This window comes from Chloroflexia bacterium SDU3-3, from assembly GCA_009268125.1.
In the GTDB taxonomy this organism is placed as follows: Bacteria; Chloroflexota; Chloroflexia; order Chloroflexales; family Roseiflexaceae; genus SDU3-3.
The window spans coordinates 1-18,858 of the sequence record WBOU01000028.1; the positions used below are offsets into that span (position 1 = coordinate 1).

Genomic DNA, 18,858 nt, shown 5'->3' on the forward strand with positions numbered 1-18,858 from the left:
GCATGTCGGCTTCAACATGAAGCATGTCGGCTTCAACATGAAGCATGTCGGCTTCAACATGAAGCATGTCGGCTTCAACATGAAGCATGTCGGCTTCAACATGAAGCATGTCGGCTTCAACATGAAGTATGTCAGCTCTGACATGAAGCATGCCAATCGATACTATGGTGAGAGAGATGACAGCAGCCATCTTGTCTTTTCAAGATGGCTGCTGCTGTGAGCTAGGTTTGAGCTTGTGCGGCAGCTAGGTGAGGTGGGCTAGCTCCTCGCAGGTGCCCGCGAGCTGGGCCAAGGTGCCGACGGCTGCCACGCGGCCATCGCGCAGCACCACCACCTGATCGGCGCGGGCCAGCGCGGCGCGGCGGTGCGATACCGCCAGGATGCTGCGGCCCGCCTCTGCCATCAGGCGCTCCCACAGCGCCTGCTCGGTGGGGCCATCCAGCGCGCTGGAGAGATCGTCGAATACCAGCAGCTCGGGGCGGCGGATGAGCATGCGGGCGGCGGCCACGCGCTGCACCTGCCCACCCGAGAGGCGCACGCCTCTCGGGCCGAGCTGAGTCTCCAGCCCCTGGGCGAAACCCGCCACATCGGCATCCACCGCCGCCTGCCAGAGCGCCCGCTCTAGCGCATCCTCGCCCTGCTCAAGGCCCAGCAGCACGTTCTCGCGCAGCGTGGTGGAGAGCAGGCGCGGCACCTGGGGCGTGTAGGCGGCCTGCGGCGGTACCAGCCGCTCCGCTGGAGCGCCGCGCCAGAGCACTTGGCCGCTGTCGTGGGGCAGCAGGCCCAGCGCCGCGCGCAGCAGGGTGCTTTTGCCGCTGCCCACCCTGCCGGTGATGATGGTGACGCTGCCCGCCGCGAGGCTCAGGCTGACATCCCGCACGCCACGGCCGGATGAGGGGTGGATGTAGGTGAGGCCGCGCAGCTCCAGCAGGGGCTGGCCCTGGCGCAGCGGCCCGATGGCGGGCGGCTCGGGCGCGGCGGGCGGGGCCAGCAGGGCCTGGGCTGGCTCGGGCCGCACCAGCTCGGCCAGACGGCGGATGGCCACCGCCTGCTGCTGGTAGTCGCCCAGGAAGGTGCCCAGCGTCAGCGGGAAGTTGGCCACCGCGCCCAGATATGAGACGAAGAGCGCGAAGTCGCCCACGCTGAAGCTGCCCGCCGCCATGCGCTGCCCAGCCAGCAGCAGGAACAGGCCGGTGCCCAGCGTCACGGTCTGGCTATTTACGCCGTCGATCAGGGCCTGGGCCACGCGCTCGCGCACGGCGGCGCTGCGGCGGGCGTCGGCCAGGGCGCTGAAGCGGGCGGCCACCTGGGGGGCGGCGTCGGCCAGCTGGATGGCCTGGATGCCGCCCAGCGCCTCGCCTAGGAAGGCGGCGGCGGCCCCGCTGGTGCTGCGGCTGGCCTCGCGGTAGCGCAGCATCCGCCCCCAGGCCACACGGTACAGCCCCACCACCGCCAGCATGGGTAAAAAGGCGCACAGTGTGATCTTCCAGTCGATACTGAGCATGATGCCCAGCGCCACCAGGGTGGTCAGCGCCTCGCCGCCGATCTCGGGCAGCCAGGTGGGGAAGTCCGTCACCTCGCCCACATCGCTGTCGAAGCGGTCCACGGCGTCGCCGGGGGCCACGGGCTGCTCCTGCGCGCCGGGGCGGCGCAGGATGGCGGCCAGGATGCTGCCGCGCAGCCGCGCGCCAGTGGTGTAGCGGAAGGTGTTGCCCACCCAGGTCTCGGCCAGCAGCGCGCCCAGGCGGGCGGCCTCGGCGGCTAGGTAGAGCGAGATCAGCCCCCACACGCCCAGCGCAGCCGGGGCCTCGCCGCTGAGCGTGTCGAACACGGCCTGCGCGATCAGGCCGGGGATGATCGGCCCCAGCAGGAAGATCAGGCGGGTGATGACCTGGAGCGCGTAGGTGCCAGGCATCGTGGCGATCAGCCGCCGGTTGAAGCTGATCGTATCGATGGTCTCGGTCGTATCCACGGTTGTCCTCTCGCTCATACTAGCTCCTCGGCCATGCCCAGGCGCAGCAATGCCGCAAAGCGGGATGCGGGGTCGGCGGCCAGCGCGGCGCGGCGGCCAAGCTCGGCCACGCGCCCGTTTTCCAGCAGCAGGATGTGGTCGGCGCGGCGCAGCGTCTCCAGCCGGTGGGCGATGATAACGCCCGCTCGGCCATCCAGCAGCCGCGCGAAGGCGCGGTCGAGCAGCGCCTCGGTGGCCGGATCGAGCCGCGAGGATGCCTCATCGAGGATGACCAGGCTGGGCTGGCGCAGCAGCAGGCGGGCGCACGCCACCAGCTGGGCCTGCCCAGCCGAGAGGCCCACGCCGCCCGGGCCGAGCTGGGTCTCCAGCCCTTGGGGCAGCGCTGCGAAGAGCTCGCGCAGGCCCAGGGCATCTAGGGCCTCCCAGATCGCCGCGTCGGGGGTGGATGGGTCGAACATGGCGATGTTCTCACGCACGCTGGCGGCGAAGATCTGCACATCCTGCGTGACCATGCCCACGTGGCGGCGTAGGCTGGCCGCATCCAGCTCGCGCAGGTCGTGCCCGCCCAGCGAAATATGGCCCGCGCCGGGGTCGTAGAGGCGGCAGAGCAGGCGGGCCAGGGTGGTCTTGCCGCTGCCGGTGCGCCCGATCACGCCCAGCAGCTCGCCCGCGCCCAGGCGGAAGCTCACATCCCACAGCGCCGGGTCGCCATCGTCGTCGTAGCGGAAGCCCACGGCATCGCAGGCCAGCGCGGCGGGGCCAGGGGGCAGCGTGGCGCTGCCGGGCGGCGTGGCGGGCCGCAGGGCCAGCAGCTCGCCCACGCGGGCCAGGGCGGCCTGGGCTTGCTGGAAATCCTCGGCCTGGCCACGGATGTTCTCCAGCGGCCCGGCCAGCATGCCCACGTAGGATGTGATCAGGAAGGCCGCGCCGATGCTGACCGCGCCCTGGGCGTAGAGCCAGGCCGCCAGGGCCAGGCCCACGGCGTAGCCCAGCGCGAACATACCGTGGCTGCCGACGTAGATCAGCGTGCGGGCGATGAAGGCGCGCAGCAGCACGGCCAGCTGGCTGCGCAGCAGCGCGTCGAGCTGGAGCAGGATGTGGCGCTCGGCCCCGCTGGCGCGGATGTCCTCGGTGGCGCGCAGCCGCTCCTCAAGGAAGGCGGCCAGATCGGCCTCGGACTGCAGCGCGGCCTGCCAGCGGCCCGCGCCGAAGCGCTGGATGTGGCGCAGGGTGGCCAGCGCCAGCAGGGCGTAGAGGCTGACCGCCGCGCCCGCGCGCCAGTCCTCGCGCCAGAGCATGGCCAGCGTGCCCAGCAGCAGCAGGCCGTTGCCCAGCAGCGCCACCACGAACTCGGAGAAGAAGTTGGCCAGCGCGGTGGGGTCGCCGTCGACCCGCTCCATCAGCGCGCCGGGCGGGTTGTGGCGGTGGAAGCGCGGGTCGAGCGCGGCCACATGGCGCAGCAGGTCGGCGCGCAGGCGGTTGGTGGAGGCCCAGCCCACGTGCTCGCTGAGCGCGGTCGCGCCCACGCGCACGGCCTGGCCCAGCAGCCCCGCGCCCACGAATAGCAGCGCGGCCCAGGTCAGCGCCTCAGGCGGCCCGCCGCGCTCGGCGGTGTCGATAAAGGCCCGCATGATCTGCGGCCCCGCGAGGCTGATGCCGATGCCGCTCAGCAGCAGCGCGGCCATCAGGGCGGCGGGCCGCCACAGCGGGCGGATGTAGGTCGCCAGCATATGGCGATGGGTGTGCAGCATATAGCTCTTTCTCTCAGGTGTGCGGCTTTTCATAACGAAATGCGGCCATGGGCGCACTGGTGCCCATGGCCGCAAAAAAGACCATGGGGCGAGTACGCCCTATGGCCGCATCAGAAAATGGTCGCCGCCAGCCGCACGCGCCGCAGCCCGCGCCAAATAGCCCATTTTAGTGGGCCTTCAGCGCATTGGGAAGGGCAGCAGATGCCGCAGGGTCAGCGCACCTATTGTGCTGTGTGCTTAACGCTCAGGCGCACTCCAACCAGTGCAAGAAGACATGATCTCGATTGTACGAGCTGTTGCTGACATGGCTGGTGTTACTCCTTGATTAGAGAAAGTGGGGGCAGCATAGCATAGCCTTGTGTGGCGGGCAAGCGACTTTTGGCCGATGCGCTCTCGATACCCAGAAGATCTTCAAGGCACCAAGACATTAAGGGGACAATCTCCACCGAAGGCTTCAACGGGTAGGATCTGTGTCTCTTTTCCCCCTTCGAGCCTTCGTGTCTTCGTGGTAAAACGGTTCTCTTGCTGCCCAGGCAGCTAGGCGCTGGCCTGCGCGGCCAGAATGGCGTCGAGCAGGCCGGGGAAGCGCGCGTCTAGATCCTCGCGGCGCAGCGAGACAAAGCGCTGGGTGCCATCCACCCGCGAGCGGATCACGCCCGCCTCGCGCAGCACCCTCAGGTGGTGCGACAGCGTCGAGCGCACGATACCCATCTCGAAGGTGCCGCACATCTGCTCGTGTGTGCTGGCCAGGATCCGCACGATCTCGATGCGGTGGGGGTCGCTGAGCGCGGCGAATATTTCGGTCAGCTGGATGGCGTCGCGGTCGGGGTGGTAGATCTCGGGCACGGCTTCTTCCTTATCCACAAGCGATCTTGCCTATTATAGCCCAGAACTGAGGCTTTATTCATATTTCGATATACATCGAAATAATGATATCACATAGGTCTTTTGGCCGAGTGTGGAAGCGCGGCATGCTCCTATACTGCCGTTATTCGAAATCTGTCGAAATAGTGAAGAGGATGGCATGAACCCGCGCATTCTGCTGCTGACGCTTGGGACATTCGCTATCGGGACCGAGGGCTATGTGATCGCGGGCGTGCTGCCGACCATCACGGGCGACCTAGGGGTGTCGATCGCCGCTGGCGGTATGCTGGTGACGGTGTTCGCGCTGGTGTACGCGCTCGGCTCGCCGGTGCTGGCAGCGCTGCTGGGCCACTGGCCGCACCGCCAGGTGCTGCTGGGCGGGCTGGCGGTGTTCACGCTGGGCAACCTGCTGGCGGCGCTCGCCCCGTCGTTTGGCATGCTGGTGTTCGCACGGCTTATCGCGGCGCTCGGCGCGGCGCTGTATACGCCCACTGCCTCGGCGGCGGCGGTGGCGCTGGCCCGCCCCGAGCGGCGTGGCCAGGCGCTCTCGCTGGTGAGCGGCGGCCTGACGGTGGCCATCGTGCTGGGGGTGCCGCTGGGCACCTGGGTGGGCCACGCCTTCGGCTGGCGCATGACCTTTGTGATGGTGGCGGTGATGAGCGGGCTGGCCCTGCTGGGCGCGGCGCTGCTGCTGCCCAGCTTCGCGGCCAGCGCGGCGCTGGGGCTGCGCCAGCGCATGGCACCGCTGGCCCGCCCGCCGTTCCTAGCCGCGCTCAGCCTCTCGGTGATCTGGATCACGGGCGCGTTCACGGTCTACCCCTACCTCTCGCCGCTGCTGGGCCAGATCACGCACATGGACTACGCGGGCGTGAGCTTGATGCTGCTGATCTTCGGTGTGGCCAGCATGCTGGGCATCTTCTTGGGCGGCTACATAGCCGATCGCTGGGGTAGCGGGCTATCGATCCCGATCAGTCTGGGCGTGCTGATCCTGACCATGGCGCTGCTGCCGCTGGCAGCGGCCACGGGCGCGGGTGCGGCGCTGGCCATAGCGGTGTGGGGCGTCAGCGGCTGGTCGGTCTCGGTGCCGCAGCAGCACCGCCTGATCGCGCTCGCGCCGAGTGATGCGGCGGTGGCGCTGGCGCTGAACAGCTCGGCCATGTACCTGGGGCAGGCCCTGGGCGCAGTGGTGGGTGGCGCGCTGGTGGATGCGTCGCAGGTGTGGCTGCTCGGCCCGGCGGGCGCGGCTATCGAGGTGGCGGCGCTGGCCGCGGTGCTTCTGGCCATGCGGCGGCCTTATTCACAGGCAGGTTCAGCCGCCGAGCAGACGGCGTAGGCCGCGCTGCGCTATACTGATAGTGCCTTGCCCAAAGGCCCTGCGCTGTCGCCTGTTGCGCGGCGGCGCAGGGCCTAGCGCATGTTGGCTGTCGATAGGCAGGTGGGCCTTGACCGCTTTATCGGACCTCCTCGTAGAGTTGTTGTTGCCTGGAGGGATTTGGGCACCGGACATCGTTGGTAGTCTTTGAATTGGGCATTATTTGGCTAACAATAAGGGCCAATACAATTGATAGCCGAAGCGAACACAAGTATGATACCTGCGAACATGCCAAAAAACGCAAGGCTTACACCCATTGGTGCCCACACAAACGAATAGCGTAGGTACCTACGTAGTTGCCAGATTTGCAAACTGCTTGCTATTGCCACTGCGAATAACCATCTCGGGGTAGTAGGAAATGGTTGCAGGAACAATATTCCAAGGGCAAAAGTTATTATATGGATTGGCCAGAGCCATTGCTTTAGTGGAACGAATCGATAGAGGACTATTGATTGCATACCGATCACAATTACTGCAGTAAATGTGGTGAAGGCAATCATACCTACATCTGGCACAGTAGACCATAGATCTATCCTGCTGTATATCTGGAGCCATGTAGGGATTGCGGTATTTACCAGCCCACTAAAGAAGCTAATGATAACCCACTGTAGCCAATCGCTTTGGTTTGGTGTGGTAATGGTTGCTCTATCAGATTGATGATTGCGCATTACATGCAAGCCCTGTAGATGTTATTCCTGAGCAGCAGTATCGCTCGTTGGTTTTCATTAATCAATCACTCAAGTGCATAGTAAAGTCATCTGAGATATCCTGATCCGTAGATGGACATTCTATCTGCTGCAGAAGGTATGAGCGAGCGGGTGAACGCCCAGGTTGCGCTGCTGGGAGCGCCTATCGTCGGCAAGACAACGCTGCTTTCGCCTGCTCCGGTGTGCGGATATGGTTATCTATGGGTACTCGGCGGCGCTGGGCGGTGAGGCCATCCAGTCGGCGGCGCTGCGGCGCATCGTGCTGCTCGCGTCGGCGCTGCACAAGACGTGGGATTCTATCCCGTGGCTGCTGGTGCTGAACAAGAGCGATCTGGCGGATGTGCCGCCGCTCTCCCCCGATCTGCCGCCCATCCAGGGCAGGCCCGCCCTGCCCGCCGTGGTCCCGCGCGACCTCATCCCCCCGCATGTGCCTGCGGTTGCCTGCGTCGCCACCGAGGGCGTGGGCGTGGCCGATGTGTGCGCGCTGTTGCCGCGCTGAGCCACAGCGGGGAGCGCGGGGTGAATATCCCCGCGCTCCCCGCGCCCCTAGCGCGCCGCCAGCCGCCCGCGCCAGAACTCCAGCACGTCGCGCACGATCTCGGTCATGCCGATTGTCGGCTCCCAGCCGGTGGCCGCGCGCAGCTTGCTGTTGTCGCCCTTCAGGATCGGCTCATCCGATGGCCGCATGCGCGCCGGGTCGGCCTTCACGCTGGCGGGCACGCGCCCGTACTCCAGCACCATGTCCACAATATCGCCGATGCGCGTGGCCTCACCCGAGCACAGGTTGTAGACCTCGCCGGGTGCGCCGCGCTCTAGCAGCAGCCACAGCGCCCGCGCCACATCGGCGGTGTGGGTGAAGTCGCGGCGCGGCTCTAGGTTGCCCACGTGGATGAACGGCTCCTGCATGCCCAGCTCGATCTGGGCCATCTGGCGGCAGAAGGTCTGGATGGAGCAGCGGTCGCCCTGCTGCGGCCCCACGTGGTTGAACGAGCGCGTCACAAGCACGCTCATGCCGAAGTTGTCGTGGTACTGCAGGCCGGTCATCTCGGCGGCGGCCTTGCTCACGCCATAGGGGCTGAGCGGGCGCAGCGCGTGATCCTCGCGGATGGGCACCTCGTCGGGGCGCACAATGCCGTACTCCGCGCTGGTGCCTGCGATGTGCACGCGGGCCTCGGGGCGGTGGCGGCGCACCGCCTCCAGCACGTTGATCGTGCCCTCCACATTGGCGCGCATGGTGGCGATAGGCGCATCCCACGACTCGCTGGGGTAGCTCTGCGCCGCCAGGTGGTAGACGCGGTCGGGGGCGGCGGCGGCGATGGCGCGGTCGATCGAGAAGGCGTCCTCGATGTCGCCCTCGTGGAAGGTGACGTGGCCGTACAGCTTCTCGATCGGGCGGGGGTCGCTGCGCCAGCGCTTGAAGGCGTGTATCTCAAGGTCGGGCAGGGTCAGCAGGTAGTCGGCCAGGGCGCTGCCCACTGGCCCGGTGATGCCGGTGATGAAGATCCTCACGGGTGCTCCTTTATGGCTTCGCGGCACGCGCCGCGCAGGCATGTGCGTTTGGCTGGCCATCATACCATAAGGCGCATCGTGGGCGTAGCTGCCAAAAGATTCCTCACCACCAAGACTCCACGGCACCAAGAGAGAAAATGAATGGGCGGATCACGGCGATACCAGTGAACCAACCGTGTTTGTCCCTGCGGCGCTACCGTGATGCACTGGGCGACCAGCCGCACTGCGGGCAGCTTTCTTTGTTGGGCGGGATGCTGGCCCCGCACGCGCGGCACTGGGATGCGCGGATGTTAGGCCGCGCCATCTCGGGGCTGTTTTCCTTGCTGCCTGCACTTGGCTTGCCCTCATCCTCGTAGGACCAGCCGCAGGCGGGGCAGCGGGTCTGGAAGGGCGGGATGTCGGCCCCGCACCCCAGGCACAGGGCTGGCTCGCTCAGGTCGACCACCGTCGTGCTCTGCTCGATCTCCTCATCGGTCATGGTGCGGGTCTTTCGCTGATCCTCGTAGGACCAGTCGCAGGAGGGGCAGCGGGTCTGGAAGGGCGGGATGTCGGCCCCGCACCAGATGCAGAGCGCGGCCTCGCTCAGGCCGACGGCGACAAGCTCGTGGTCGGCCTGTGGCTGGCGGGGTGGCGCGGCTGGCGCGGCTGGCAGCGCGGCTTGCCTGGGCCTAGCTTGCCAGCCGCAGTGCCCGCAGGCCCTGGGGCCTGCGCTTAGGCCCGCACCGCACGCCGGGCAGAAGGTGGGGGCCGCCTGATCAAAGATCTCCTCTTTTTCCTCCGCCGAGCGCTGAAACCACTCAAGTCGCCCGCAGTTGGCGCAGGCGTAGATCAGGTCATATGTCGCAAACCACCCGGAGCGAACCGCGTCGCGGGAGAGATATTTGATAAATGTATTTCCGCTGCAGTGCGAGCAGATCAGCAGCCGATGCGCGATGCGAAAGATTTGTGGCTCAGACATATGTGTTTCCCCTCTCTATTAGAGCTGCTCCCAGAACATGTACGCAGCGAGACCGTTTTTGATTCATGGCGCTTGACAGCCATGGTAGAATAGAACATGTGTTCGGTAGTCTGGCCGCTAAAACGACACATCCCCTGGCGGCAATTCCATGTCTGGCAATCTGGGAAGAGAAAAACGAAAAAAGGAGAGGCTCATGGTCACCTACGCGACGGCGAAGCAGGCTGGCACCCCCACGTGGCTTGATCTGATGACCCCCAACATGGACGAGTCTAAGGCATTCTATCAGGCTGTGCTCGGCTGGGAGTACGACGGCGGCGAGCCGGAGTTTGGCGGCTACACCACCGCCACGGTGGCTGGTCAGCAGGCGGCGGGCCTGATGAACCTGATGCCTGCCACACCTCCGATGGCGGCGGGCTGGTACCTCTACTTCGCCACCGATGATATCGAGGCCGATGCGGCGCGGGTCGAGGAGCTGGGCGGCAAGGTGGTCTACCCGCCGATGGCGGTGGGCAGCTTCGGCTCGATGGCCACCTGTACCGACCCGACGGGCGCGACCTTCAGCCTGTGGCAGGCCAACGAGCATATTGGCACCGGGGTGGTGGGCGAGCCGGGCGCTGCGGCGTGGTACGAGCTGTACACCACCAATGCCGCGCAGGCCCGCGATTTTTACGCCGCCCTGCTCGGGGCCAGCGTCAGCCCGATGGAGGAGATGGAGTACTACGTGCTCAAGCACGGCAGCGAGGAGCTGTGCGGGATAATGCAGATCGACCCCTCGTGGGGCGATTTCCCGCAGCAGTGGGGCATCTACTTCGCTGTGCCCGACACCGATGCGGCGGTCGCCACTGCCACCGCGCACGGTGGCTCCCTGCTGGGCACGGTCGACGACTCGCCGTTTGGCAGGCTGGCCACCCTGGCCGACCCGCACGGCGCGATGTTTAAGATCGTGCAGCTTCCCGCCTAGCTTCCCGCCAACCCTCGAAACACAAAAGTGCGCCGCGTATGGTACGCGGCGCACTTGTTGCTGACCCCTGCTGCCTACCAGGCCACGGCCTCGCCCCTACCAAGGCGCTGCATCGCGTAGGCGAAGCCCGCCTGCAGGTTGGCGCAGGTGGCCATGTCGCTCAGGCTCACGCCCAGCTGCACGATCGTCTGCGCGATCTCGGGGCGGATGCCCACCAGCACCATGTCTGCGCCCAGCAGCTTCACCGCCCGCGCCGCCTGGATGAGGTGGTGCGCCACATCGGTGTCCACCACGGGCACGCCGGTGATGTCCAGCAGCACGATGCGGGCCTGCTGCTCGGTGATCTCGGTGAGCAGCGTGGCGATGATCCCCGAGGCGCGGCGATCATCCAGCGTGCCCACCAGCGGCATCACCAGCACGCCGCTGACGATCGGCACGATCGGGGCCGACAGCTCTTGGATGACCTCTTGGTGGGCGCGCTCGACGGCGCGGAAGAGCGCGAGCTTGGCGTGGTCGGCGATCGCGCACACCTGGGTGATCATCGCCTGCATGCCGCTCATGTCGCCCTGATAGTGTGGCAGCAGGTGGCGGATGACGATCTCGTTGGCGACCATGATCGAGCGCATCATCTCCTCGATGCCGTAGCCGCTGCGCACCCGCTCGGGCGCGCGCATCAGCCAGAACGAGGCGAAGTGCTCCTGCTTGCCCTCGGCGATGTCGCGGCCATACAGCGCCATTCCCCGCTCGGCGCTGGGCCGGAACTGCTCGATCTGCTGCTGCTGGTAGCCGCCGCCCGCCTGTGCGACGACGGCGATCGCCACATCCTCGACGATGGCGGAAAAGTGCTGCTGAAAAAGATCGGTGAGGGTTGGCATGGCTGGCCTTCTCTATACGATGCTGCTGTTTGTCGGCTTTTAAGCGCGCGGCGTCGGCTGTTGCTGGGATGTGCAAATGCACGTACATGAAGACTATATCATGCGACCCAAACAAACGAGCAACAAGAGAAACGTGGGGTGCGCTTGTTTTACGACCATTGCTATGGTGTCGCGATCTTGCGACACCTTGCGCTGAGCGCCCTGGTCAGCCGTTGGGGCTACAGCGCAACTGGGGCCGAGAAATTGATGATATTGCCATCGGGGTCGCGCAGCCACACCGAGCGCCGCCCCCAAGGCTGGGTCGTCGGCGGCTTGAGGATGTCGGCCCCCAGCGCGCTCAGCCGCGCGTGCTCGGCGTCGACATCCGCCACCTCGAACTCGATGGTGTAGCCGCCGCTGCCGCCGCCAAACGATAGCCCTGGCCAGATCTGGCCGATGCCATCCCTGCGGAACAGCGAGAGCGCGGTTGCGCCCAGCGGGATGCTCACGAACAGCTCGTCCGTCGGCACGTCGGTCTGGAGCACGGCGCAGTAGAAGTCGCGCAGCCTAGGCACGTTGTCGGTGATGATGCAGATTCCGCTGAAGTGGTGCATATGCCATCCTCACGGCTTTTCGTATCTGTTAAAAGGTTAGGCGCTTTTCTCGAAGAAATCCCAGCCATCCAGCGAGGGCGGCTCGATGCCCAGCCCGGTGATGATCGCCCGCACCTGGGTGCGGTGCTCGGCGGCGTGGTCGAGCGCCTGGGTGTAGAGGATGGCCTTGGGCACTTGGCGTATCTCGCCATCCCAGTCGATCGGCACGGCCTCGCCCGGCTGCAGCTTGTCGGCCCACTCCAGCAGGCCCGCGCCGGTGATCTGTGCCGACTCGACCATCTCGGCGATGGTGAGAAGCGGCATGTCGCGGGCGCGCACCGGTGATAGGCCGGTGCTGATACGCGAGAAATACGAGCGCTCGGATGTGACCATGTGCTGGAGCGTCTGCCGGATGCTGCCGAAGGTGCCGATGGCAGTGCTGTCGAGCTGCTCGTCGCTGAGCGTGGTGCAGAAGGCGATCAGCTTGGTGTTGGCCCACACGTGGTGGCGCAGTAGCGTGGTGAGCGTATCGGGTGCGGTCATGGTCTCCTCCTTAGTTAGGCTGTTCTGGGCGACCCTGGCGCGAGCGGGCGCGGTAGGCGGATGGCGGCATGCCCACCACCGCGCGAAACTCGCGGACGAAGTGCGGCTGATCGTAGAAGCCGAGTTCGGCGGCGAGCTGGCCGATAGGCATGGCGTAGCCCCTGCGCAGCGCCTGGCGCGCGCTGTCGATGCGCAGCAGGCTGGCGTACTGCTTGGGCGACATACCCACGTGGCAGTGGTAGATGCGCTCTAGCTGCCGCTGGCTGATCGCCAGCCGGTCGGTCACCTGCGGGATGGCGTGCGGGCTCGCTGCGTCGCGCAGCAGGGCCAGCGAATAGGGGATGATCTTATCCTGCGGCTTGGCCGAGGCCAGCCGCGCCAGCAGCCAGGCATCCAGCAGCTGTACTCGCATCTCCAGTGTCCTGGCGCTATACAGCCGGTGGTAGAGCTCGGGCATGCGCGTGTGTCCCACTGCGTCGAGCAGGCGCGTGGTGTTGCGCAGCTCGCCCAGCGGCACGCCGAGGAAGGGGTAGGCCCCGCCCTCGCGGAACCGCACGCCGACCATCTCGATGCTGCCCAGAAAGCCCATGCGGCGGGAGATGGTGGTGTCCCCATCCAAAAAGATCGGCTCGCCGATGCCCTCGCCGTCGAGCAGCGCCGGGCCGCCGAAGTTGAAGGCCAGCCCGTAGCCACCGCGCGGGTGCATGTACTCCTCGTGGCGCTGCCGCAGCGGCGCGGCGCGCGAGAACGCCCAGTAGCTCTGGATGTAGGGCCGCAGCGCGGGGCTGGGCGAGGCTAGGCGGAAGCCGAGGTCGGTGAGCGTCGGGTCTGGGTTCGCGCCCATGGGGTTGCCTCTGGGTTGCAGATCGTTTGGTGTGCATAGTATACCGGAGCAGTCAATGCGGCGTCAGAGGCTTTGGATGGATCTCAGAGCCTAGGCATTCTTGATCCACCAAGGGTTTTTTACCACGAGGACACGAAGGCTCGAAGATTATTATCACTTCTTTTTTCGAATCTTTGTGCCTTCGCGGTTATTGGTTCCTTTTTCCCCTTGGTGTCTTAGAGTCTTGGTGGTAGAAGAATCGCCTTTTCTATGGATCGGATTCGCCGACCCGCCCGACATGTCGAAAAAGTACAATCTTTCTCGTCCGCCGTGCCCTATGCTGTGCCCATCGAAGCGAATGATAGACGAAAAGATGAGGGGTAGTATGAGCACAGCGATGACGGTTGGGATCATTGTTTTTGATGGCGTGCTGACATCTGAGGTCGTGGCCCCTGCCGAGGTGTTCGCCACTGCGGCTGGGCAGAGCTGGGGCGCGGGCATCCGCGTGTGTCTGATCGGCGTCGACCCGCGGCAGCAGCAGATCCGCACCGAGGAGGGGCTGCGCCTGGGCGTGGATGCCACGGTCGCGGATGATCTGCCCTGCGATGTGCTGCTGGTGCCCGGCGCGAACGACATGGCCCCGCTGATCGACAACGCGGCGCTGCGGGCCTATATCGAGCGCCACCACCAGGGCGGGCAGTGGCTGGGCAGCGTCTGCGCGGGGGCCTTCCTGCTGGGCGCGGCGGGTGCGCTGGATGGCAGGCAGGCCACCACATGGTTTGGCGGCGAGGCCAGGCTGCAGGAGCGCTACCCGGCGGCCCAGGTCGTCATCGATCAGCCGGTGGTGTTCGACCGGCGGCTGGTGACGGCCAACGGCGGCCTGGTGAGCTACTCGGCGGCGCTGGCGCTGCTGGGGCGGCTGGCGGGTGCCGAGCGCGCCCGCGAGGTCTACGAGGCGCTGGGGCTTGACCGCATGCTGGGCTGGGATGCGCTCAGCCAGGCGATCGCGCAGCCCGAGGCCGCCGAGCAGGCGGCCCGATGAGCCGCACACATATGCTGGCGCTGCTGCTGCTGGGCGCGGTCTGGGGCGCGTCGTTCCTGTTCATCGGCGTGGCGGTCGCGGCGCTGGGGCCGTTCCCGCTGATGTTCCTGCGGGTGGCGCTCGCCAGCCTGGTGCTGCTGGCGATCATCGCGCTGCGGCGGGAGCGCGCTGCGTTGGATGTGCGTGGGCGCTGGCGGCAGTACCTGCTGGTGGGCCTGCTGAACTCGGCCATCCCTTTCTCGCTGATCGCCTACGCCGAGCTGCGCATCCCGGTCTCGCTCTCGGCCATCCTCAACGCTACCACGCCGCTGTTCACCGCGCTGATCGCGGCGCTGTGGGGCGGCGAGCCGCTGACGCGGCGCAGGCTGGCCGGGGTGGCGCTGGGCGTGGTGGGCGTGGCGGTGCTGATGGGCGGCGGCACATTCGGCGCTGGCCAGATCGTGGGCATCCTGGCCATGCTGCTGGCCTCGTGCTTCTATGGGGCGGGCACGGTCTACGCCGCGCGGCGCATCCACGGCCTGCCGCCCGTGTTCGCCTCGCTCGCGCAGCTGCTGGGCGCGTCCGCCGCCCTCGCCATCCCCGCCGCGCTGAGCCTGCCGCACACGCCGCCGTCGCCGGAGGCGCTGGCCGCGCTGGCAGCCCTGGTGCTGCTCTCCACGGTCGGGGGCTACCAGATCTACTTCTTCCTGCTACGTGAGATCGGCCCCACGTCGACCTCAAGCGTCACCTTTATCGTGCCGCTGTTCGGCTGCCTGTGGGGCGCGCTGCTGCGCCACGACACGCTGGGGGCCAATGTGCTGGTCGGGATGCTGGTGATCTTCGCGAGCGTGGCGCTGGTGCTGCGCGCGCCGCCAAGCCGGGCCGCCACAGCGGCGGCCCGGCCCTAGCGCCAGCGCGGGCCTGATCGGGGCAGCTAGTCGGCCTCGATCAGGCCCCACTCGCGCACCTGATCCTGGTTCTTAAAGATGGCCATGGCGGTGCGCATGCGCGCGAAGCCCAGCTTCTTGTAGAATGGCTCCTTGCCGACGGCGGCGTACAGGATGATCTTCTTGTGGCCCTTGGCGCTCTCGACCAGCCGCGAGACGATGCCCTTGCCGAGGCCGTGGCCCTGGTACTCGGGGTGCACCGCCACATCGGCGATGTAGGCGCAGTCCAGCCCATCCGAGAGCACGCGCCCCGCGCCCACCAGCTTGCCCTCGTGGAACACAAAGCACTGGTAGCGGCTGTTGCCGAAGACGATGATCAGATCTTCGGCCCGCTTCTCGCCTAGGGGTGCGATGCGGTAGAGATCGGAAAGCTCCTGCCAGTCGATGGTTTCGGATGATGCGGCCCAGGTGAACTTCATGAGATGCTCCTTGTGCGATGTGGTGCGCTAGTGCTCGCGCTGGGCGATGGCGTGCTCGATCCGGCTGTCGGGGATGAGCCAGATCAGCGCGCTGAACGCGTAGAGCGCCTGGCCCGCCCAGGGCAGCACAAAGCTGAGGATGATGGCGGCGATGTAGATCAGCGGCGAGAGCTTGCCCTTCCAGTCGCGGCCAATCGCCTGCCGCAGCATCGAGCTCGCCCCGTCGGTCTTGATGATCGACTGCTGCAGCAGCCAGTAGGCGCAGGCGGCCATCAGCAGCACAAAGCCGTAGAGCGCCGATGGCTGCGCGGCGAACTGGTTCTCGCCCATCCACATCGTGACAAAGGGCAGCAGCGAGAGCCAGAACAGCAGGTGCAGGTTGGCCCACAGCACGCGGCCCGTCACGTGGTGGGCGGTGTGCAGCATGTGGTGGTGGTTGTTCCAGTAGATGCCCACATACACGAAGCTGAGCACATAGCTGAGGAAGGCTGGCAGCAGCTCGCGCAGCGCCGCGAACGTGGCCTCGTGCGGTGCCTTCAGCTCCAGCACCATGATGGTGATGATGATCGCGATCACGCCGTCGCTAAATGCCTCAAGTCGGTTCTTTCCCACGTGTCTCTCCCTCTCCGGTGGCGAACTTCTCAGGGTGGCATCCAGCTGCGATTATACACGCCCCACTGGCAGATCAGATCCGCGCGACGATCTCCACTGGGTTGCCGTCGGGGTCGAGCACCCAGGCGGCCCGCAGCGCGCCCAGGAAGTCGTGCGGGGCGCTGACGCCGGGCACGCCCTCGGCCAGCAGCGCGGCGTAGGCGGCGTCCACATCGTCGGTCCACACCACCACCTCGGCGCGGGGCGGGCTGCCCTGGCCCAGCGGCAGTCCGTGCATGGCCTCGCCCGCCGACCTCGCCGCCAGCCCCAGCACGAGGTCGCCCAGCCGCAGCTCCACATGCACCGGCTCGCCCTCGCTGGGCGTGCGGAAGCGCTCGACAAAGCCGAAGCGCTGGGTGTAGAAGCGCGCCGCCGCCTCGACATCGGCCACGTAGTAGTTGACCGAGGGGCTGCGGAAGTCCGCGCGGCCCGCGTGCGGCGGTGCAATCAGCTCGCTGAAGTCGAGATCGCCCGCTGCGACGGGCGTGGCGAACCAGCCGCCCAGGGCCAGGTTGTGGTGGGCGATGATCTGCGCGGCGCTCAGCTCGCCGCTGTCCCAGGTGCTGTGGCCGTCGCTTATGAGCCGCACGTCGTAGCCCAGGCTGGCGGCGCGGCGGGTGGTGGTGTCCACGCACTGGTCGGTCTGGATGCCCATCACCACCAGCGTACGCGCGCCCAGCGCATCCAGGCGCTCGCGCAGGCCGGTCTGGTGGAACGAGTCCGGCGTGGTCTTCTGCACGATCAGCTCGCCGGGCTGCGGGGCGAGCGCGGGGTGCAGCCCATTGCCAGGCGCGCCCGGCGCAAGCGGGTGGCCCTCGCCGCCCATGTGCTGCACGAACACCACCGGCACCCCGCGCGCGCGGGCCTGCCCCAGCAGCCCGGTGATGGTGGCCAGCAGCTCTTCGCCGCGGTGCACAGGCGGGATGATCAGGCCGTCGAACATGCCGATCTGGACATCGATCACCAGCAGGGCGGTCGGCGTGGGCATCGCGGCTCCTTCTGCATAAGCACAGATGTACGTTTGGTCAGGAGCGCTCAGTATACGCTATGGCCATACGCCCTCCATCCGCCTGCGGGCGGATTGCGGCGCTATGGGATGCCCCAGAGCTGCACCTGCCCGCCGGTGACGACCCCGACTAGCTTCCCCAGCGGCCCGATGAAGACCTGGTCGGCGGGGGTGGGGATATGGTGCAGCAGCGTGCCGTCGCTCAGGCGGTAGAAGCGCACGCCGTGGTTCTGCCAGACGATCAGGAGCTGGCGGTCGTAGGAGAAGCTGAACTGGGTGGGCGATGGTACTCCCGGCGGTATGTTGCCCACCTCAAGCAGCCAGCCATCTGCAAAGCGCATGCGTGGTTCCAGATCATCCACATCCCATGTCATGATCGTGTGATCCTCGCCCAGCCCGCCGAGCATCGCGCCGTCGGGGCTGAAGACCATGCGGATGACCGGCGACTGCGCCTGTGCCTGGTGGAGCAGCGTGCCGTCGCTGGCACGCACCACCCGCAGCCCGCCCGCTCTGTCGGCGACCGCCAGCCGCTGGCCGTCGTCGCTGAATAGCAGCGCGCTGATCGGATGATCGAGCTGCAGCGTGCTGCTGATCGCGCTCGGCCCCGGCGGCGCGTATGGCCCGCGGTCGCCGTCGCGGATGTTGAGCGTCACACCGTCGTCGGTCCAAGCGATCACCCGCGTCGCCGGGCTGATCGCGCCGACATACGTGCTGTAGTTGCTCACGCCCGGGCCGCCCGCGCTGCTGTCCCAGGCGTGGCTGGCCTTGCCATCGCGGATGGACCACGCGCTGGCCTCGAAGGCGACGGCCTCGAACAGGGTGTAGCGCCCATCCACGGTCAGGGTGCCACCGTCGGGGCTGTAGCGCAGCTGCTGAGTCGCGCCGATCATCCCCGAGAAGCTCGCGCGGTCCAATCCTGCGGGCGCATCGGTGAGCTGCCCGTCGATCACGCCCCACAGCCAGAGCGCGTGGCCGGATGCGGCGAGCGTTTGCCCATCCGGGCTGAAGGCGGCGCTCATGAACCAGGGGACAGCGATCTCGTCCACGCTGCCATCGTTGAGATCCACGATGTGGATGGCGGTGCTGTAGGTGATCAGCGCGGCCAGCGTGCTGTCGGGGCTGAAGGCGATGCGGTCGCTGTCCTGATCGGCGTAGACCACGCGCCCGTCGGATGTGCGCGTGATGGTGACGCCCGGCACCGGCGCGCTGTCAAGCGGCATGAGGGTGGCCTCGAATGCGCCTGACGGGCTGGCATAGGCTCGTGTGCCCTGCGGCGCGGGGAGTGTCGCCATGCGCGCGGTGGGCTGCACCGATCCGTCGCGCAGGCTCCAGATCATCACCTGCTGCTGGCCCTCTTTGGTCTGGGTGAGGTAGATGTGCTCGCCGCCCTTATCGAACGCTATGTCTGTGGTCGCGTCGCCTAGATCGTCGAACCGCAGCAGGCTGCGCGATTCGATGTCGAACAGCGCGATGCCAGCGGCGGTGAGCACCGCCAGCAGGCTATTGTCGGGCGAGATCGCGGCGGATATCGGCTGGCCGATCCCCACCGTGCGCAGCATGCGGAGCGACTGGATGTTCTGCTCGGTGATCGTGGTGTGCGAAAGCTCGGGCGTGGACTGCGGCGTGCCGACGATAAGCGCGCTGAGCGTGGTAGCAGTGGCTTCTTCGAGGGTTGGTGTGGCGATCGCTTGGGGGGTGGGGCTGCGTGCTGTGCCCGCCTGGGTAGGCGCTGGTGCGGGCGTAGCGGTGCTTGGCGCGGATGGTTGTGCTGGCGGTGGCGGTGGGCTTGTTGCTGGCGGCGCGGGCACAGCTGGGCCGCACGCGGCCAGCAGCATCACACCGGCGGCGTAGATCATCGGCAGCTTCGAGCGCATAGAGTCATCCTTGGGTTACAGGCGGCGCGTGTT

The 18,858-nt window shown here is 66.9% G+C and carries 18 protein-coding genes and 1 pseudogene; 5 read left to right on the plus strand and 14 right to left on the minus strand.

Annotated features, from left to right (window positions below; translation table 11 throughout):
* Positions 1 to 244: 244 nt before the first annotated feature.
* The 3 genes from F8S13_26555 to F8S13_26565 all read right to left on the minus strand — a co-directional run bounded on the left by F8S13_26555 (position 245) and on the right by F8S13_26565 (position 4,569).
* Complete coding sequence (locus F8S13_26555; GenBank protein KAB8139796.1) at positions 245 to 1,990, minus strand: ABC transporter ATP-binding protein; 1,746 nt, start codon at positions 1,988 to 1,990, stop codon at positions 245 to 247.
* Positions 1,987 to 3,756, minus strand: coding sequence for an ABC transporter ATP-binding protein (locus tag F8S13_26560; GenBank protein ID KAB8139797.1), 1,770 nt, complete (start codon positions 3,754 to 3,756; stop codon positions 1,987 to 1,989). The genes F8S13_26555 and F8S13_26560 overlap by 4 nt, the downstream gene beginning before the upstream one ends.
* A gap of 504 nt (positions 3,757 to 4,260) precedes the next feature.
* Complete coding sequence (locus F8S13_26565) at positions 4,261 to 4,569, minus strand: helix-turn-helix transcriptional regulator (GenBank protein ID KAB8139798.1); 309 nt, start codon at positions 4,567 to 4,569, stop codon at positions 4,261 to 4,263.
* A gap of 178 nt (positions 4,570 to 4,747) precedes the next feature.
* Here F8S13_26565 and F8S13_26570 point away from each other — a divergent pair, with 178 nt between their 5' ends.
* Positions 4,748 to 5,920: an MFS transporter gene (locus F8S13_26570; protein KAB8139799.1), complete on the plus strand. Its 1,173-nt coding sequence runs from the start codon at positions 4,748 to 4,750 to the stop codon at positions 5,918 to 5,920.
* Positions 5,921 to 6,856: 936 nt separating this feature from the next.
* Positions 6,857 to 7,165: a hypothetical protein gene (locus tag F8S13_26575; GenBank protein ID KAB8139800.1), complete on the plus strand. Its 309-nt coding sequence runs from the start codon at positions 6,857 to 6,859 to the stop codon at positions 7,163 to 7,165.
* Positions 7,166 to 7,212: 47 nt separating this feature from the next.
* Here the strand turns inward: F8S13_26575 and F8S13_26580 are convergent, their stop codons facing one another.
* Positions 7,213 to 8,175 (minus strand): GDP-mannose 4,6-dehydratase, encoded by a 963-nt coding sequence (locus F8S13_26580; protein KAB8139801.1) that lies wholly within the window; start codon positions 8,173 to 8,175, stop codon positions 7,213 to 7,215.
* A 193-nt stretch (positions 8,176 to 8,368) separates the two neighbouring features.
* On the minus strand, positions 8,369 to 9,133 hold the full coding sequence (locus F8S13_26585; GenBank protein ID KAB8139802.1) for a hypothetical protein: 765 nt from the start codon (positions 9,131 to 9,133) through the stop codon (positions 8,369 to 8,371).
* A gap of 148 nt (positions 9,134 to 9,281) precedes the next feature.
* On the opposite strand from F8S13_26585, the gene F8S13_26590 reads away from it, so the two are divergent.
* Positions 9,282 to 10,094, plus strand: coding sequence for a VOC family protein (locus F8S13_26590; protein KAB8139803.1), 813 nt, complete (start codon positions 9,282 to 9,284; stop codon positions 10,092 to 10,094).
* Positions 10,095 to 10,168: 74 nt separating this feature from the next.
* On the opposite strand, the gene F8S13_26595 is transcribed toward F8S13_26590, so the two are convergent.
* The 4 genes from F8S13_26595 to F8S13_26610 all read right to left on the minus strand — a co-directional run bounded on the left by F8S13_26595 (position 10,169) and on the right by F8S13_26610 (position 12,928).
* Positions 10,169 to 10,969 (minus strand): STAS domain-containing protein, encoded by an 801-nt coding sequence (locus tag F8S13_26595; protein ID KAB8139804.1) that lies wholly within the window; start codon positions 10,967 to 10,969, stop codon positions 10,169 to 10,171.
* Positions 10,970 to 11,187: 218 nt separating this feature from the next.
* Positions 11,188 to 11,562 (minus strand): VOC family protein, encoded by a 375-nt coding sequence (locus F8S13_26600; GenBank protein KAB8139805.1) that lies wholly within the window; start codon positions 11,560 to 11,562, stop codon positions 11,188 to 11,190.
* A 36-nt stretch (positions 11,563 to 11,598) separates the two neighbouring features.
* The gene (locus tag F8S13_26605; GenBank protein KAB8139806.1) at positions 11,599 to 12,084 is read right to left on the minus strand and encodes a hypothetical protein; all 486 of its coding nucleotides are present in this window, start codon (positions 12,082 to 12,084) and stop codon (positions 11,599 to 11,601) included.
* Positions 12,085 to 12,094: 10 nt separating this feature from the next.
* A complete protein-coding gene (locus F8S13_26610) occupies positions 12,095 to 12,928 on the minus strand; it encodes an AraC family transcriptional regulator (protein ID KAB8139807.1) in 834 nt (277 codons plus the stop codon).
* A gap of 226 nt (positions 12,929 to 13,154) precedes the next feature.
* On the opposite strand from F8S13_26610, the gene F8S13_26615 reads away from it, so the two are divergent.
* Complete coding sequence (locus F8S13_26615; protein ID KAB8139808.1) at positions 13,155 to 13,949, plus strand: DJ-1/PfpI family protein; 795 nt, start codon at positions 13,155 to 13,157, stop codon at positions 13,947 to 13,949.
* A complete protein-coding gene (locus F8S13_26620) occupies positions 13,946 to 14,836 on the plus strand; it encodes a DMT family transporter (protein KAB8139809.1) in 891 nt (296 codons plus the stop codon). The genes F8S13_26615 and F8S13_26620 overlap by 4 nt, the downstream gene beginning before the upstream one ends.
* Before the next feature lie 26 nt (positions 14,837 to 14,862).
* Here the strand turns inward: F8S13_26620 and F8S13_26625 are convergent, their stop codons facing one another.
* From F8S13_26625 to F8S13_26645, 5 genes and pseudogenes are all read right to left on the minus strand, one after another.
* Positions 14,863 to 15,294, minus strand: a complete 432-nt coding sequence (locus tag F8S13_26625) for a GNAT family N-acetyltransferase (protein KAB8139810.1) — start codon at positions 15,292 to 15,294, stop codon at positions 14,863 to 14,865.
* Between the two features lie 27 nt (positions 15,295 to 15,321).
* Positions 15,322 to 15,906 carry a DUF1211 domain-containing protein gene (locus F8S13_26630; protein KAB8139811.1) on the minus strand — a complete coding sequence of 195 codons (585 nt, stop codon included), beginning with the start codon at positions 15,904 to 15,906 and terminating at the stop codon, positions 15,322 to 15,324.
* 73 nt (positions 15,907 to 15,979) lie between these two features.
* On the minus strand, positions 15,980 to 16,393 hold the full coding sequence (locus tag F8S13_26635) for a VOC family protein (GenBank protein KAB8139825.1): 414 nt from the start codon (positions 16,391 to 16,393) through the stop codon (positions 15,980 to 15,982).
* Between the two features lie 60 nt (positions 16,394 to 16,453).
* Positions 16,454 to 16,933: pseudogene (locus F8S13_26640) on the minus strand (cysteine hydrolase).
* A gap of 101 nt (positions 16,934 to 17,034) precedes the next feature.
* The gene (locus tag F8S13_26645; GenBank protein KAB8139812.1) at positions 17,035 to 18,825 is read right to left on the minus strand and encodes a WD40 repeat domain-containing protein; all 1,791 of its coding nucleotides are present in this window, start codon (positions 18,823 to 18,825) and stop codon (positions 17,035 to 17,037) included.
* Between the last annotated feature and the right edge of the window lie 33 nt (positions 18,826 to 18,858).